This is a genomic window from Pseudoalteromonas sp. NZS11_1 (genome assembly GCF_015864275.1).
Classification (GTDB): Bacteria; Pseudomonadota; Gammaproteobacteria; order Enterobacterales; family Alteromonadaceae; genus Pseudoalteromonas; species Pseudoalteromonas arctica.
The window spans coordinates 1-16,849 of record NZ_JADYXK010000024.1 but is presented as its reverse complement, the minus strand read 5'-3'; the positions used below and the strand labels follow the sequence as shown (position 1 = coordinate 16,849).

12 protein-coding genes are annotated in these 16,849 nt (G+C 38.8%); 4 read left to right on the top strand and 8 right to left on the bottom strand.

Annotated elements, in window-relative coordinates:
* Positions 1 to 15: 15 nt before the first annotated feature.
* Together hemL and I6F44_RS15330 are read left to right on the top strand one after the other, a co-directional pair.
* Positions 16 to 1,296 (top strand): glutamate-1-semialdehyde 2,1-aminomutase, encoded by a 1,281-nt coding sequence (hemL, locus tag I6F44_RS15335; RefSeq protein WP_165744316.1) that lies wholly within the window; start codon positions 16 to 18, stop codon positions 1,294 to 1,296.
* A gap of 178 nt (positions 1,297 to 1,474) precedes the next feature.
* Positions 1,475 to 3,316, top strand: a complete 1,842-nt coding sequence (locus I6F44_RS15330) for a methyl-accepting chemotaxis protein (RefSeq protein WP_197174116.1) — start codon at positions 1,475 to 1,477, stop codon at positions 3,314 to 3,316.
* A gap of 65 nt (positions 3,317 to 3,381) precedes the next feature.
* Here the strand turns inward: I6F44_RS15330 and mrcB are convergent, their stop codons facing one another.
* From mrcB to I6F44_RS15310, 4 genes are all read right to left on the bottom strand, one after another.
* Positions 3,382 to 5,724: a penicillin-binding protein 1B gene (gene mrcB / locus I6F44_RS15325; RefSeq protein ID WP_197174115.1), complete on the bottom strand. Its 2,343-nt coding sequence runs from the start codon at positions 5,722 to 5,724 to the stop codon at positions 3,382 to 3,384.
* A gap of 150 nt (positions 5,725 to 5,874) precedes the next feature.
* Entirely contained in the window at positions 5,875 to 7,104 is a 1,230-nt protein-coding gene (locus I6F44_RS15320) for an ammonium transporter (protein WP_010555509.1), read from the bottom strand.
* Between the two features lie 9 nt (positions 7,105 to 7,113).
* On the bottom strand, positions 7,114 to 7,452 hold the full coding sequence (locus I6F44_RS15315; protein ID WP_004587162.1) for a P-II family nitrogen regulator: 339 nt from the start codon (positions 7,450 to 7,452) through the stop codon (positions 7,114 to 7,116).
* Between the two features lie 220 nt (positions 7,453 to 7,672).
* Positions 7,673 to 8,896, bottom strand: coding sequence for a diguanylate cyclase domain-containing protein (locus I6F44_RS15310; protein ID WP_007584842.1), 1,224 nt, complete (start codon positions 8,894 to 8,896; stop codon positions 7,673 to 7,675).
* Between the two features lie 365 nt (positions 8,897 to 9,261).
* Between I6F44_RS15310 and I6F44_RS15305 the strand changes: the two genes are divergently transcribed.
* Entirely contained in the window at positions 9,262 to 10,779 is a 1,518-nt protein-coding gene (locus I6F44_RS15305; protein ID WP_197174114.1) for a S10 family peptidase, read from the top strand.
* A gap of 39 nt (positions 10,780 to 10,818) precedes the next feature.
* On the opposite strand, the gene I6F44_RS15300 is transcribed toward I6F44_RS15305, so the two are convergent.
* The 4 genes from I6F44_RS15300 to I6F44_RS15285 all read right to left on the bottom strand — a co-directional run bounded on the left by I6F44_RS15300 (position 10,819) and on the right by I6F44_RS15285 (position 15,793).
* Positions 10,819 to 13,050 (bottom strand): ATP-binding protein, encoded by a 2,232-nt coding sequence (locus I6F44_RS15300; protein ID WP_197174113.1) that lies wholly within the window; start codon positions 13,048 to 13,050, stop codon positions 10,819 to 10,821.
* On the bottom strand, positions 13,037 to 13,846 hold the full coding sequence (locus tag I6F44_RS15295; RefSeq protein ID WP_197101429.1) for a phosphate/phosphite/phosphonate ABC transporter substrate-binding protein: 810 nt from the start codon (positions 13,844 to 13,846) through the stop codon (positions 13,037 to 13,039). Before I6F44_RS15295 ends, I6F44_RS15300 begins: the two co-directional genes overlap by 14 nt.
* Before the next feature lie 192 nt (positions 13,847 to 14,038).
* On the bottom strand, positions 14,039 to 14,269 hold the full coding sequence (locus I6F44_RS15290; protein WP_024593463.1) for a hypothetical protein: 231 nt from the start codon (positions 14,267 to 14,269) through the stop codon (positions 14,039 to 14,041).
* Positions 14,270 to 15,793 (bottom strand): CYTH and CHAD domain-containing protein, encoded by a 1,524-nt coding sequence (locus tag I6F44_RS15285; RefSeq protein WP_007584831.1) that lies wholly within the window; start codon positions 15,791 to 15,793, stop codon positions 14,270 to 14,272.
* A 294-nt stretch (positions 15,794 to 16,087) separates the two neighbouring features.
* On the opposite strand from I6F44_RS15285, the gene I6F44_RS15280 reads away from it, so the two are divergent.
* A complete protein-coding gene (locus I6F44_RS15280; RefSeq protein WP_007584830.1) occupies positions 16,088 to 16,693 on the top strand; it encodes a TIGR04211 family SH3 domain-containing protein in 606 nt (201 codons plus the stop codon).
* Positions 16,694 to 16,849: the final 156 nt, after the last annotated feature.

The window sequence follows — 16,849 nt, the reverse complement described above, 5'->3', positions numbered from 1 at the left end:
TTTATAGGATTTTTCATGACAATTAGCCAAGACTTATTTGAACGCGCTCAAGCCTCTATTCCAGGTGGCGTAAACTCGCCAGTTCGTGCTTTTAACGGTGTAGGCGGTACGCCGCTATTTATTACAAAAGCAGAAGGCGCGTTTACATTTGATGCCGACGGTAATCGTTACATCGATTATGTTGGCTCTTGGGGGCCTATGATCATGGGCCATAACCACCCTGCAATTAAACAAGCCGTGCACGAAGCAGTAGAAAATGGCCTTAGCTATGGCGCGCCAACTGAAGCCGAAATACTAATGGCTGAAAAAGTAAAAGAGCTGGTTCCATCAATCGAAAAAGTACGCATGGTTAGCTCAGGCACTGAAGCAACAATGAGTGCAATTCGTTTAGCACGTGGCTTTACCGGCCGCGATAAAATATTAAAATTTGAAGGTTGTTACCACGGCCATGCTGACTCGTTATTAGTTAAGGCAGGCTCTGGTGCACTAACAATGGGCGTACCTAATTCTCCTGGTATTCCTGAGGACTTTGCTAAGCATACACTTACTGTATCGTTTAATAACCTAGATGAAGTAAAAGCTATTTTTGCAAAATATGCTGACGAAATTGCCTGTATTATTGTAGAGCCAGTAGCCGGTAACATGAACTGCATTCCACCAGTGCCAGGCTTTTTAGAAGGTTTGCGTGATGTGTGTGACGAATATAAATCAGTACTTATTTTTGATGAAGTAATGACGGGTTTTCGTGTTGCACTTGGCGGCGCACAAGCGTATTACAACATTAAACCAGACCTTACGTGTTTAGGTAAAGTCATTGGCGGCGGCATGCCCGTTGGCGCGTTTGGTGGTAAAACCGAAATAATGGATTACATTGCGCCTGTGGGCCCTGTTTACCAAGCGGGTACTCTTTCTGGTAACCCTATTGCGATGGCTGCAGGTTTAAAATCACTTGAGCTATTATGTGAGCCAGGTCTACACGATAAGTTAGAAGCAACGTCTAAAGCAATTTGTGAAGGCTTTGAAGCTGGCGCTAAAAAAGCAGGCATTGCATTAACAACTAATTATGCTGGCGGCATGTATGGATTCTTTTTTACCGATGCTGAAAAAGTAACGACATACAAACAAGCGACTGAATGCGACCTAGAGCGCTTCAAACGTTTTTTCCACCTTATGCTTGAAGAAGGCGTGTACCTTGCTCCATCAGCATTTGAGGCTGGTTTTGTATGTGCTGCGCATACTGAACAAGAAGTAAAAGACACAATAGCGGCAGCAGAACGCTCGTTTGCTAAACTTTAAGTTAAAATTACTTTTTATATTTTATAAACGCTTGTTTTTACAGTATGTAATTAAGACTAAAGATTGAAAAAAGCCCGAAAGGGCTTTTTTTATTTGTAAAGTAATATAAATGAATGATAATTAAGCATAACAAGGTCTATTCACCTTTACCCTAATTACAAAAATACAAGAGAGCCTTATGTCAGGATTACGCCAATTTTCTTTTCCCGCTATCCAGCTAATGGCAAATTTAAAATACAAAACTAAAATCAGCTTAATGTTTGGAATTTTACTCGTTCCTCTTGCACTTAGTTTGTTTTTTTTAGTCTCATTATTAAGTGAAAGTATCGCTGTTTCAAAAATGCAGCAACAAGGTTTAAAAGGCTACAGGTCAATACTCTCAAATCAAATGCAGGGGGAAGCAAATCAAAATATAAAAATAGCTCGCTCACTCGGTTTTGATATAAAAGACGATCAAGCAAATGATGTACTTGAACTTGTTTCTATCCAGTCTAACTTAGCATTAGATAGCCAGTTAGCCAGTGCTTACGTAAACCGCTCTTTAGTCACGCCAATTCCTGCACTTATAATGCAAATAAACTCGACAGCGCAAAGCGCAAACACTGTTTTGGCAAGTAATCGTTTTACGCCAGATACGTTTATAGCACTTTCAAATTTTAGTAAGTCACTGCCTTTATATGAAAAACAACTCGATAAAATACTCAATGTAGCCACCAATGCAGATAAATCAGTAAATAAAGCGCTCATGCCCTCGTTAGATAATTTACACAGTGCTGTTGGTGCATTTAAAAAAGCGATAGATGAAAAACTACTTGAGCCAGACGATATTTTATTAACTCAATCAGAGTTTACTAAACTAACAAAAAATGTTCACAGCAGTATTAATCAACTTGTTAGTAAGAGTATTCCAACTCTTGAGAGCCTTATTGAAGCAAAACTACAAACTCAACAGTGGACTCGAAATCTTGTTTTAGCTGCTTCATTAATTAGTTTGTTATTTGCATTTTATTTGATGATTGGTTTTTATTTTGCAGTTGTTGATACCATTAATCGCTTTGCTGATGCAGCGAATAGAGCCGCGAATGGCGACTTAAATGCAACTATCGATTCGAGCACTAATGATGAAATGGGAATTATTGCATCGCGCTACAACGCATTACTTAATGCATTTTCACATTTATTATTTGATGTTAAAGCAAGTACAGAAGAGCTATGCGGCGCAACTAAATCGCTATCACATGCGAGTAGCCAAACAAGCAATGATGTTTCAAAACAGCAAATTCGAGTAAATGCCATTTATAATGCACTCAGCGAAATGGCTCAAAACGCACTTGCAGTTGAAGAGTCAGCCCATCAAGCAACGCTTACCGCGCAAGATGCTGCTGCGCATGTAAAACAAGGTTCAGACAATACAATGGAGCTTGCTAAATATATGCAAGATCTACAAATTGAATTTGCAGAGAGCCAACAAGCGCTCGATAAGCTAGCACAAGATAGCCAAGAAATTAGCAAAGTAAGTAAAGGTATTAGTGAGATAGCCGATCAGACAAACTTGCTTGCACTTAATGCCGCTATTGAAGCCGCGCGAGCCGGCGAGCATGGCCGTGGATTTGCCGTTGTAGCTGATGAGGTAAGAACACTTGCTCAGCGTACACAAACACAAACCCAAGAAATTCACCAAATTATTAGCTCCTTACAACAAGCATCTGACGACACTCAGCAAAAAATGCGTTCAAGTGTTGAAAAAATGGAGCAATCGGTAAAAGCAGCCAATCAAACCAATGAAGTATTGCAAAGTGCAGAGCAAAGTATGGGTGACATTAAACATCAAGGTGAAGTTATTGCAGAGCGTGTTAAACAGCAGTCAAATGCGACAACACAAGCATTGAATGATTCGCAAGAGGTGAGTAATTTAGCAGAACAAACGCTAACATCAGCTCAATCAACGCTGCAAGATGCACAGCAGCTCAGTCGCTTATCTAATGATTTAACCAAATCAATGCAGTTTTTTAAATCTTAAGCGTTAACTACAACTCACAACAAAGCCGCTAAATAAGCGGCTTTGTTGTTTAAAGTAATCTTAAATTAACGAATACATTGTGGTCTTGGCTCGAACTCACTCGCTCTAAGCGGTAGCTGAATCACCTTGCCACATCCTGGTGGTGCCTGCTTACCCGTTTGCTCATTTACAAATGCCCAGCGTATTGATGGTGGACGCGTATCAGCTATTGCTTGTGGATTAAGTGGCTTTAAGTAACGAATATACGCTTCTAATGCGCCTACGCTGCCTGTTAACCCCGTGCTTTTGTTGTCGTCTCGACCAAGCCACGCAACAGTCACTGTATTTTGATCAAAGCCTGCAAACCAACTATCACGTAAATCGTTACTAGTTCCTGTTTTACCTGCTAGTTGGATTGATGGGAAGTGTAAATTTAAGCGTTTAGCAGTGCCGTCTTTCGTTACGCGTTTCATTGCGTATTTAGTCATATACATTGCAGATTTATCAAAACGAGGCTCTACATTTACTTTATGCTTATAAAGTACTTTACCAACCGAGTCAGTTAATGCCGAAATTGCAGTGAGCTTTTTATATTCGCCATCTGCAGCAATTGTTGTATAAAGCTGAGCAACTTCAAAGCTCGACATTTCAACAGCCCCTAAAAGCAACGATGGGTATTCGTTTATCGCCCCTTTAGCGCCTAATCCTTTTAGTGTATTCGCGACTTTATCAACACCTACATCGAGGCCTAAATTAACCGCTGGAATATTAATACTGTTACTAAATGCTTTATAAAGAGGGATTGCACCACGGTATTGATGATCAAAATTTTCTGGTTGCCACACTTTTCCCTGCTCATTTGTAACCTGTACTGGCGAGTCATCAAGCAAAGTAGCTAAATTATAATGTGGTAATTGCAATGCGGTTAAATACACAGCAGGTTTTACCAGCGAGCCAATATTACGTTTTGTATCTAAAACACGGTTAAACCCTGAATAACGAACATCGCGCCCTGCAACAAGTGCAGATACACCGCCCTTTTCTACATTAACAGAGATCATGGCTGCTTCTAGTTTTTCGGTTCTAGGACGATTCTCCAGGTACGGTAAGCTCTTTTCAATAGACTCTTCCATTGCTGTTTGCTTTTGCAAATCAAAATAAGTAAACACTCTTACGCCAGCATCAAGTGTTTGCTGATCTGGCAATAATTCATTTAGTTCTCTGTTTACTAACTCTAAATAGCCTGGATATGATTTTTGTAAACTCGCTTTCATTGGCGCAATATCAATTGGGCGGTTAAGCGATGCACGGTACTCTTTTGTACTAAGTAGCTTGTTTTCAACCATAAGGCGAAGCACTAAGTCTCGGCGCTCCATTGTACGCTCTTTATAGCGACGTGGGTTGTAATAAGATGGGCCTTTAACCATTGCCACCAGCAAAGCAATTTGATCGTACTCAAGCTCATCTACCGGCTTTGAAAAGTAAAAGTCAGCAGCAAGCCCCATACCGTGCACACCTTGGTTGTATGACTGCCCTAGGTATACTTCATTTAAGTAAGCTTCTAATATCTGATCTTTTGAATAACGATAATCTAAAATAAGGGCAATAAAGGCCTCATTTATTTTTCGTACTAAAGAGCGCTCGCGTGTTAGGTAAATATTTTTAGCTAACTGCTGAGTAAGCGTACTACCACCTTGAACGGTGCGCCCCGCTTTAATATTAGAATAAAGCGCGCGTAAAATAGAAAACACTGATACACCATGATGTTCGTAAAAATCACGGTCTTCAACCACCAATAGCGTATCTTTTAGCATTGCTGGAAACTTATCTAGTGGTACAAATTCTCTATCTTGTTTAGAGTCATTACCAATACGCGCTATTTGCACAGGCTCTAGACGAGCAGAATTTAAACGCCTGCCAAATTTATCTTTAATGGTCGCAACTTTTTGCCCTGCAAAGCGAAGTTCAATAATATGTGATTCTTCAAGGCCATCATAAAATTCAAAATCACGACGATAAATCTTGATGCTATCTGCTGTTTTAACAAACTGCCCTGTGCGGCTTAATCTATTAACCGATGAATAATTTAAACGCTCTAGCTCAAACACTACTTCCTGACTTGATAAAAATTGCCCCGGATAAAACTCCATAGAACGAGCATACACTTGCGCTGGAAGTTGCCATTTATTACCTTCAAATATACGCGTTGTTTTTGAATCTAAATAAATGAAATACATTGCCATTGCAATAAAAACAGCCAAGCTTAGTTTCCAAAACACTGACCATGTTTTTCTCATAAAAGAGCGTTTAACAGTGGTTTCCACTGTTTTTTTACTGCCCTTTGAGGTGCTTTTTTTTGTCTTGCTTGACGATTTACTTGCACGTTTAACTGCAGGTTTACTGGTAGGTGTTTTTTTATTGTCGGCCATTTAAGTGTAATTTATTCCAAGGGTTATTCACGAGTGTGAGCTTAGCATATTGGATATATCCTAACATCCGAAAAGTTAACCCCCCCTGAAACAAAAAAAGCCCTACCGAAGTAGGGCTTTGTGTAAACACACTATTATTTAAATAAACTATTAGCTATTTCGAACAGAAACAAACTCTGGGTAGGCTTCAATACCACAATCGTGTTGATCCATACCGTTTAGTTCTTCTTCTTCGGTTACTCGTATACCCATTGTTTTGTTAAGCACAGTCCAAACAATAAATGATGCTACAAATACAAAGGCAAGAATACATACTAGACCCGTTAACTGATTAACAAAGCTTGCGTCACCATTGGTTAGCGGTACTAACATAATACCTAATGCGCCACACGTACCATGAACAGAGATAGCACCCACTGGATCGTCAATCTTAACTTTATCAAGTGCTATGATACTAAATATAACAAGTGCACCACCAAGTAGACCAAGTAGACATGCCATTAATGGTGATGGAGATAGAGGGTCTGCTGTTATAACAACTAAGCCAGCTAATGCACCATTTAAGACCATTGTTAAATCTGATTTACCCCAAAGTACTTTACATACAAACAGTGCTGCAATAGCACCCATTGCAGCTGCTGCATTGGTGTTAAGTAATATTTGGCCTACTGCAGTTGCGTTTTCTTTATCAGAAAGTAGTAATTGAGAACCACCGTTAAAGCCAAACCAACCCATCCATAAAATAAATGTACCTAGTGTAGCAAGTGGTAAGTTTGAACCTGGAATTGGGTATATTTCACCGTTCTTACCATATTTACCTTTACGAGCACCTAGGATTAATACACCAGCTAGTGCAGCTGCTGCACCTGCGCCATGCACAATTGCAGAACCTGCAAAATCAACAAAGCCCATTTCAGATAAGAAACCACCACCCCATGTCCAGTAACCTTCAATAGGGTAAATAAAACCAGTTAGTACTACAGCAAAACCTAGGAAAGCCCACAGTTTCATACGCTCAGCAACAGCACCCGATACAATCGACATAGCGGTTGCAACAAATACTACTTGGAAGAAAAAGTCAGATTCTAAAGAATGGTCAGCATCGGCAGCTTGTGTACCAATTAAAGCGCCTATTGAAGGAATAAAACCACCTTCGGCATTGTCTACATACATAATGTTGTAGCCAACTAATAAAAACATCGTACATGCAATTGAATATAGCGCGACATTTTTAGTTAAAATTTCAGCTGTGTTTTTAGAGCGAACTAAGCCAGCCTCTAGCATGGCAAAACCTGCTGCCATCCACATTACTAATATACCTGATATTAAAAAATAAAAGGTATCGAGTGAAAACTTTAGTTCTATTATTGTATTTTCCATGAGACCCCCTTAAATTGCTTCTTCGTCAAGTTCGCCAGTACGGATACGAACAATTTGATCCAAGTCGTACACGAAAATTTTACCGTCACCAATTTTACCTGTTGATGCAATTTTAGTGATTGCTTCAACAACGCGTTGACAATTTTCAGTACGAGTTGCAATTTCAAGTTTGATCTTAGGAATAAAATCTACTTGGTATTCTGCACCACGATATAACTCAGTATGACCTCGTTGACGTCCAAAACCTTTAACATCAACTACTGTCATCCCCTCAATTCCTAAATCAGCGAGTGCTTCACGCACGTCGTCTAATTTAAATGGTTTTATGATTGCACTAATCATTTTCATAGCGGCCCCCTCGGACTCTTTATTGTTATCCTATTGGGTTAAACAATCCAACCTTTGTGCCACTATTTTATATCAATTAAAAACAGCTACTTAGTAAAAAATACAAACTCAAGATCAAAAAAAACGCACCAATTAGGTGCGTTAATTTAACAAGTCAGCTACATTGGTGCGTGCTATATCTCTATATATTTATCACGTACCTAGTTTTGTTTAAGAAGGGTTATACCACGCAGTTTCTGCCTTGGTTTTTAGCTTCGTATAATGCTTTGTCAGCAACACGCATTGCCTGCGTTAAGCTAGTGTCTTGAAAGTCAGCCAAGCCTATACTGGTGGTAATTTTAATTGATTTATCGCTAATAGAAAAATCGTAACTAGCCATCTTTTTCCTAAATGCTTCAAAGTATTCACGACCGCGTTCTAGCTCTATTTCAGGTAATATTATGGCAAACTCTTCTCCGCCAACCCGTGCAACCGTAAACTTTGAAAACGTAGATCGTATTAATGAACCAACCTGCTTTAAAGCCTGATCGCCGCCTTCATGGCCTAATGTATCGTTAATGTTTTTGAAAAAATCGATATCAAGCAATGCCAAAGTATTTTTCTGGTTTTTACTTTTAAGGAGCTTTTCTGCATATTGATAAAAGTAGCGTCGGTTATGAAGCCCTGTTAAGTGATCCCTATGTGCGCTTTCTTTAATATCTGAAATTAACGACAGTTGCTCCATTGTTTGAAGTACTCGACAATGAAACTCTTCATTCATAAATGGCTTTGTTAAAAAGTCATTGGCGCCATATTTAATAAATCGTGCTGATAGGCCATGCTTCCCCGCGCCCGACAAGCCAATAATTGCTAAGTCGTCTCGGCCTCTAAAATTACGTACCGCTTTGACAAGTTCAAAGCCATCCATAGAGGGCATAGCGTAGTCGGTCATAAGTAGCTTTATATCAGGGTTAGCTTTTAATATTTCGAGTGCTTGTTGTCCATCGTGGGCATCTGTTACATCAAACAATTGCTTTTCTAGCATTTGCTTCATTAACGAGCGACTTAGTAATGAGTCATCTGCTATTAGTGCTTTACAGCCTTGATTTCTGAGTAATTGCGCAACGAGCTTAACGGCATAATGGTAAGAATCGCGATTATCTTTAATAACATAATCAACTACGCCCAATTCAAGCATTTGTTGGCGCTTGTACTCATCTATTTTTGAGGTTAAAACAACCGTAGGAATTTTTTTAGATAAAGTATATTTTGCAACTTCACCGTGCGGAGCATCTGGCAAAGTTAAATCAACTAACGCAAGCGTATAGTCGTATTTTTCTACGAACGTAGCGCATTCTGCTAAAGACCAAGCAAAATCAATTGCTACATCAAGGTATTGTGCAGTTAAGTGGCGAAGCACCTGCTGCACTACTTTACTGTCTTCAACCACTAATACTCTTTGCATAAAGCTTCTCTTTACCTTTAATTAATTTTGTAACAAAACGACAAATACAACGCTATTACTGCAATAGCATTAGTCATAAACATCCGGTGTAGAGTGCACTTATGTGCTTGAAAGCGTAATCCATTAGATTTTTTTGGTGATAGCTTGTATATAAAATCAATACAAGTAGGCCCGCAATATACCTGAATTCTGTGATTAACTAAATAAAGAAACCAAATCCCAAATAACTATAAAAGTGGTTAGCACGCGTCTCTAAGCGCATTAATACCTTACTTAACTAGTATTATCGGCCACTAGTCTCAATACTTTTGTTATTTAACTCATTAATGTCTTTAATGGTGTATCAACAATAATAAGGACACCTAATGAAGCTTAGTCGTATTATCAGTTTACCGATAACCGTTATTGCATTAATAATCAGTACAAGCACGCTTGCCGATAACCAACGTCGTATTGATGTAGACAGCAAAGTTGTTACTCAACATAAAGCTAAAATCAACGGTCAACGCTTTAATTACACCGTTGCCACAGGCACACAACCTGTATGGGATGATAAAGGCGACGCGGTTGCGACATTGCAATACACCTACTATACACGCGACAAAGTTGACGACAGGACAACTCGTCCATTACTTATTTCGTTTAATGGCGGGCCAGGTTCGGCTTCTGTATGGATGCACCTTGCTTATACTGGTCCTCGCGTATTAAAGATTGATGACGAAGGCTATCCAATTCAACCTTATGGCGTAAAAGACAACCCATATTCTGTACTTGATATTGCCGATATTGTTTACGTAAACCCTGTAAATACAGGCTACTCTCGCGTACTTGAAAACGAAAAAGGCGAACTTCCTTCTAAAGCAAAACAAAAAGAGCTATTTTTTGGTGTTAATGCCGATATTAAATACCTTGCTGAGTGGTTAAATACTTTTGTAAATAGAGCACAGCGCTGGCGATCGCCTAAATTTTTAATTGGTGAAAGCTACGGTACAACACGTGTATCGGGCCTAGCTCATGAGCTTCAAAATAGTCAATGGATGTACATAAACGGTGTTGTTCTCGTATCACCTACTGATATTGGTATTAAGCGCGACGGCCCGATTAAAGCCGCTAACCGCCTACCTTACTTTGCAGCGACTGCTTGGTATCACAAAGCACTTAAAGCCGATTTACAAGCTAAAGATCTAGATGAGTTATTACCTGAAGTTGAAGAGTTTACTGTAAACGAGTTAATCCCAGCGCTTGCTAAGGGTGGCTTTATTAATGCTGAAGAAAAACGTCGAATTATTACAAAAATGGCACACTACGCTGGCTTATCAGAAAAGTTTGTTGAACAAAATAACTTGGATATTCCAACTCAATTTTTCTGGAAAGAGCTACTACGTGAACGTGGTCAAACTGTGGGTCGCTTAGATTCTCGTTATTTAGGAATAGATAAACGAGGCGCGGGTGAATCCCCAGACTACTGGGCTGAACTTACCTCTTGGTTACACTCTTTTACTCCTGCAATTAATCACTACTTACGTGAAGAGCTAAACTATAAAACAGATGTAAAATATAATTTATTTGGTAATGTTCACCCATGGGATAGAACCGGTAATAATACGGGCGAAAATCTACGTTTAGCAATGGCGCAAAACCCTTACTTAAACGTGATGATTCAATCAGGATACTTTGATGGTGCAACCAATTACTTTGACGCTAAATATACGTTATGGCAATTAGACCCAAGCGGTAAAATGAAAGACCGTTTGAGCTTTAAAGGCTACAGTAGTGGGCATATGATGTACCTTCGCCACGCTGACTTAGAAAGCTCTAATAACGATTTACGTGACTTTATACAGGACGCTTTACCTAAGAAAGGGGAAGCGGCTAAATACTAAAATATTTAAAACATAAAATGGCTCTTTATGAGCCATTTTTTATATGCGTTTTTCATATCGTAAACAATAGCTTTTAAGTTGCGTTACTACATCGTTAAAGCATACTTCAAGCTGCTGTATATATTCATTTTTAACTGTTTCGTTTTCTGCCTGTGTTTCTATCTGCTGGCATATATTTGCCAATTCAATAGCCCCCACAGACTTTGAAGACGATTTTAATGCATGGGCCTGAAAAGCCAAATCAACATAATTTTTACTCTTAGCATACGCATTAGCTAATTTAATTTGCTCCCCTGCCGTTTGTAAAAACGCATTAAACACCATGCAGTGCACAGTAAGATCATCACCAAGCATTGCTTTTAATAACGTGATATCTAGTTGATCAAAACTATCTGAAGCTATATTTTCACCATCAGATTTTTCTGATCGCGTGTTGACCACTGTTTGAGAGTGCTCCATCAATAACGACTTTAATTTAACAAGCTCAATGGGCTTGGTTAAAAAGCCGTTCATTCCACAATCATAACAATTATCTATATTGTTTTTGGTAATGTTGGCCGTAATTGCAATTATAATAAGTTTATCAAAATGAGTGTTTTCGCGTATTTTTTTGGCTAACCCTAACCCATCGAGTAAAGGCATTTGAATGTCGGTTAGTAAAATATCGAAGTGTTTATTTTGCAGAGTTTCCCAGGCTTGTTCCCCATTACTTACAAAAGTAGAACACACTCCAAGCATGGTTAATTGCTGCCTTAATACTTGCTGATTTGTAACCTGATCCTCTGCTACTAAAACCTCAAGCGTAGGAAGAGTTACTGTATCTAAACTTTGAAGTGTTATTTGAGGAGATTGCACTTGTGCTGGCAAGTCAGTTTGCTCAAAGCTGTTAAAGTTTAGTGTAAAACAAGAACCTTTGTGCTGCTCACTTTGCGCGCTTAAAGAACCCTGCATACGCTCTACCAGCTGCTTAGTTATCACTAAACCAATACCCGTACCGTTTACTTTACTGGTTTCAGCTCCTAAACGGTCAAAAGGTTTAAATAAGCGAGAAATGTCATCAGGAGCAAATCCACATCCGGTGTCTGTTACATCTATTTCGCATTGTTTATTACTTAACACCCGGCAATTTATATTAATGCTGCCATTTGGTTTGTTGTATTTAATCGCATTTGAAAGCAAGTTAAGCATCACTTGTTTAAAGCGGCGCTGATCAATATAAATACTCAACCCTTCTAAGGACTCGAAACCTTGGGTATGCAGTGTTATTGATTGCCCTTTAACAAGCTCAGTGACAAGCTTTACTGACTCCTCTAATATGCTTTTAATAGGCACATAAGAAAAACTAAACTGCATATTACCCGACTCAATAGCGGTCAAATCAAGTACATCGTCTATAAGTAATAGTAAATGTTCTCCAGCTTGATAAATGCTCTTCGCGTTTTCTTTTTGTATTTTATTAGCACTTTCATCATATCCATACAGTTGGGCTAAGCCTAAAATTGCATTTAATGGGGTTCTTAATTCGTGGCTCATACTGGCCATAAAATCTGACTTTGCTTTACTTGCTGACTCAGCTTGAATTCGTAATACATTTAATTTTTGATGGTTATTAGCAACCTCATCAACCATGTTATTAAATGCACTTATTACACTGCCCACTTCGTTTTGTTGTTGTTTATCTATGTGGCAGTCAAAGTCACCTTTGGCTAAACGTGAAAACCCCTGTTTTAAAGTCCTTAAAGGCGACGTAACCCTGTAATCCACCAGCCAAGCTAAACCTATAAAAACGATAACTAAAATAATAAATTGTATATATATTAAGGTGTAATGAAGTTTTGAAGATTCGTTTATTTCATTCGTAAAATTAACAACCAAGCTAATATTAGCCAGCGGTTTATCTAAAAACACCACCTGCTGAGATAACAACATGTCACCGTTTTCATTTGCTCCAATCCAGTTTTCAAGCGGGTATAATTGGTTATTTGAATCCACATCAACAATTTTAATACTTTTCCAATTAGGGCGAGTTTGGAGTTGGCTGTCTATTTCTTCATACAGCTCTGCATACTGCCTAGTTAACAACGGAGTCGTTATAGAAGTCGATAACTGCGCTAAAGAACGCTGAGCAGCCTTTGAAAGCCCATCGTTTACCCAACGCGCTTGCTCAGGTAAGGCGTAAAACATAAAAAGACAGGCCATAAGCAAGCCACAAAGCAATACAACAATAAAGCTTTGTGCCCTCAGACTACGAAACCCTCTAATTTTCAACATAAAATGAGCGCAAGCCCCACTGAGTTAACTGCTGATACTCTGCTAAAGTTGCAATACTAGGTTTAATAATTGGGATACCTGCAAGTAAATGTTTATGCTCTGGGCTTTGCCCAATATCTAAAATAGCTTGTTGCACTTTTAACTGTATTGCAGGGTCAACCCTTGGGTGGACTACAATTGGATGGCGACTAATTTCACGCGTTTTATAAATAATTTTAAGCTTATTTTGCAAGCTTTCTGGTTGTTGTTTAAATGTGCCCATTACACCACCGCCCGCCATTGTTGAATGCAGTGCTACATTTAAATATACCGAAGGGTGGGTTTGAACATATACAGGCTTTATTGTTAGCCCATACAACAACGCTAAGTCGGCTCTCATTAATAATGACGCACCTAATGCATTAGGTGCAGGGAATGCTATTTCGGCGCCCTCTAGTTGGCTTAAATTATCAATACCACTGTCTTTGTTTACGAGCAAAATACCTTGCAGCTTTCGCCCTGCATCTTTTATTAGTGGCAAATATCCCTGCTTTTCATATGCTACAACACTGTGCCATGGATTCATGTATGCAAAGTCGTACTCGCCATTAGCAAAGGCTTTTTCAAATACCGGAATAGACTCAACTGTAATTAGCTTTATTGATACCCCTGTTTGCTTACTTACTTGCTTTAACAAAGGTTGCCAAATAGCATTTAGCTTTTGCGGCTCATATTGCGGCACTACACCAAAGGTATATTCTTGAGCCAATAAGAGTGAGCTGTGCATCAAACATAATATAGCCACTAAATACTTCATCAATTCTCCAAATAATAGCGTGTCATTATTGTTTAAGCGTAGTTAAAGACTACTCAACACACCATAAAATTATTATATATTCGATATTTAGCACTGACCTACTTTGATTACAGGTAGTTTTGGAGTGTATTTTTATGTGTGAGCATATGATGTAAATTAATAAAGATGTCGTAAGTACTTTTTAGGCCGGCTTTATTGATTAGCCAAGTAGGGATTGATCCATGAGGCAAAGCTGGTTGGTATTTCGCTCATCTGCGCTTTTACTTCAAAAATATTATCACTGTGGCTTTGATAATACACACTTACGCCATTTTTGTTTTTATACAAATGCCATGTTGGCTCAGCGTAAGTGTTAAAACTAACTAATAAAAGAATAACGAATAAGCACTTTTGTAACTGAATTTCATTACAAAAGCGCATCATTTATTTTTGCCAGTAAGGTTCTATGTCAAATGAAGCAAGGCGACTTTGCTCCATCGCACTAACCAAATATTCAGACTTTTGTTCAAGCCATGACTGGATTTTAGCAAGCTGTTCGTCTTCTTGCCCAGCACATAACTGCTTTAAATACTCAAGCGTACTTAACTCATAAATACCATGAGAAATATCAAGCCAAGGCAATCTAAACTCTAGGCGTTCTTCTTTATCAAATAACGATCCTAAGCAGTTACCGCTCAGTAAACTATTTTCAAGTTGAGTGCGCAGGTTTAAATACGAAGCGACATCGAGTGTTTGTTCTTTAGGGAGTAATTCGTGCAGATTTTTCCAGTCTTTATTAAAAAGCCTACTCGCAATGGACGACACGTTTTGCTCAGCCGCTTGAAGCTCTATTTGCCCCCAATCTTTACGCCACTGTTTATCAATTAACCACGTAGTTAACGACAGTAATAAACGATTATAACGCGCGCTATGAAACAGTGCATTTATATCGTCAATGCTTGGCTGTAACTCTTTTAAATCACCAATGACTTGAGTAAGTGCTGGAGCAGCATTAATTTTTTTATAAAAAGCATGGCGTTTAGACGTGTACGTTTTTAATTGAATCGCGTTTTCTACCCACGCTAATTCGCTTAATAACCATTTAAGCTCTGTACGTAAATGTTCTGTACTTTCTTTGGATACTATATCGTCGTACAGCCAAAAAGTATGGCGTATTAGGCTAATGCCGTCAGTTACGCGTTTAAGCGTTTTTAAACTTGGCTTATCGAAATAGCATTGCTCATGCTTTTGCACAAAGCGAATGCCAAAGTTCATGGCTTCAACTAAAGCACGCTCTTGGGTAGTCGACTTTGGTAATTGAACAAAACCAATAGATTTGCTTGGTGTTAAAGGTTTTTCATCTGCAAGGCGATAACCACGCGCGGCCTTAGAGTATAATCCTAAACGGATACAGTTCTGGCTAACCAGTACATCTGCAAACGCAAACAACTCATTACGACTGCCCTCAACAAGCTCAATTTCAAGCTCGCTAATAATTTCAATTTTACCCGAAGCCGCAATTTCACCTTTATCGAGTACAACTTCAATTTTAGCGCCACTTTCGGTTTCAATTAACCAAGTACGACGAATAAAGTTAGTACTAAATATTGGATACAAGTTTTTTGAGATTGCGCTTATTTGCATGCCATGAGGCCAAATATCAGCATCAAACGCCATTAAATTAGGGCGACTTGATTCAATTGGTAAATTGTACTCTGGACGTTGGTGTAAACCACCTACAACTTCACCTGCAAGCTTTATAGTTTGCTCGCATTCGCTGTCAGAACAGCGAGTTCTAAAGCCTATGTCAAGCGCTCTAAGCTCTCGGCTTGGCGTGTCGTAGTATGCATTTTGTAAGCTGCGTGACGGTTTATTCTTCACCGTTTTTGCAAATTGAGTAATTAACGAGGGGATCAGTGGAATAACGGCATCTGATACCAAAAATTTCAGTTCTATCTCAGTATCCATTCGGTTTGCGGATTACCTTTAAAATAAATAAGTGCTCAAAATAAACAAAGCACACTAACAATGCAAATTTTTTAGCCTTATTTTAGTGCCTGTTGACCTTTGTGGATTAAAATTCGTTCTATCTAGAGGCAATTTAATCGCGGGGCGAGGTTTGTAACCTAGTGGGCTAGGTAACTGCTACTGGGTTACAATATCAGTCTTGCTATTGAGCTATTTAATCCATACTATCTAACTACTTATGTGAAATAAAAATCACGTTCATAACGGACGCAGTTAGATCAACAAGGTAGATAAATGCTAAAACATTGTTTATTAGGGCTACTTTTAACAGCCACCACATTTATGAGTTATGCAGAAGAAGCAAAACCTGCAAATTCAACTAATGCAAACACCGCTTATATTATCGATAATTTATATACTTTTATGCGCTCTGGTGCGAGTAAGAATTATCGACTACTCGGCTCTGTAGATGCTGGAACAAAGTTAACCTTGTTATCTGCTGAAGAAAACGGCTTTATAAAAATTAAAGATGATAAAGACCGCGAAGGTTGGATAGAAACTAAGTTTGTTACCAAAACGGCAGGTTTACACCAACAGTACAAAACACTAAGTAGCGAAATGAGCACTATGCAAGAAAACCTGCGCCAAGCTCAAATAGAACTTCCGCAGCTACAAGAGCAAAACCAAACTTTAACTGATCAAAACCTGCAGTTATCGGCCCAAATTACTAAGCTTAAAACGACGCTAGAACAAGAGCGCACCCAAAAAGAAGCTGCTAGCTCAAAAGAGAAACGTCAGCTACTTACTTACGGTGGTGCTATTGCGTTTTTAGGCCTGTTTTTAGGTATTATATTAACGATAGTGTTGTCGCGTCGTAAGCGCTATGAAGGTTGGGCATAACCTTCCTTTCTATAGAATACAAAAAGCCGCTTTATAGCTGTCTCTTATACACAAATCCCTGCTAAGAAATTAGCGGGGATTTTTTTGAACTAAATCTCAATGTCATGATCAGATCTTCAAATCTTGTTTGAGGGCACATTATGATTAACGAACATA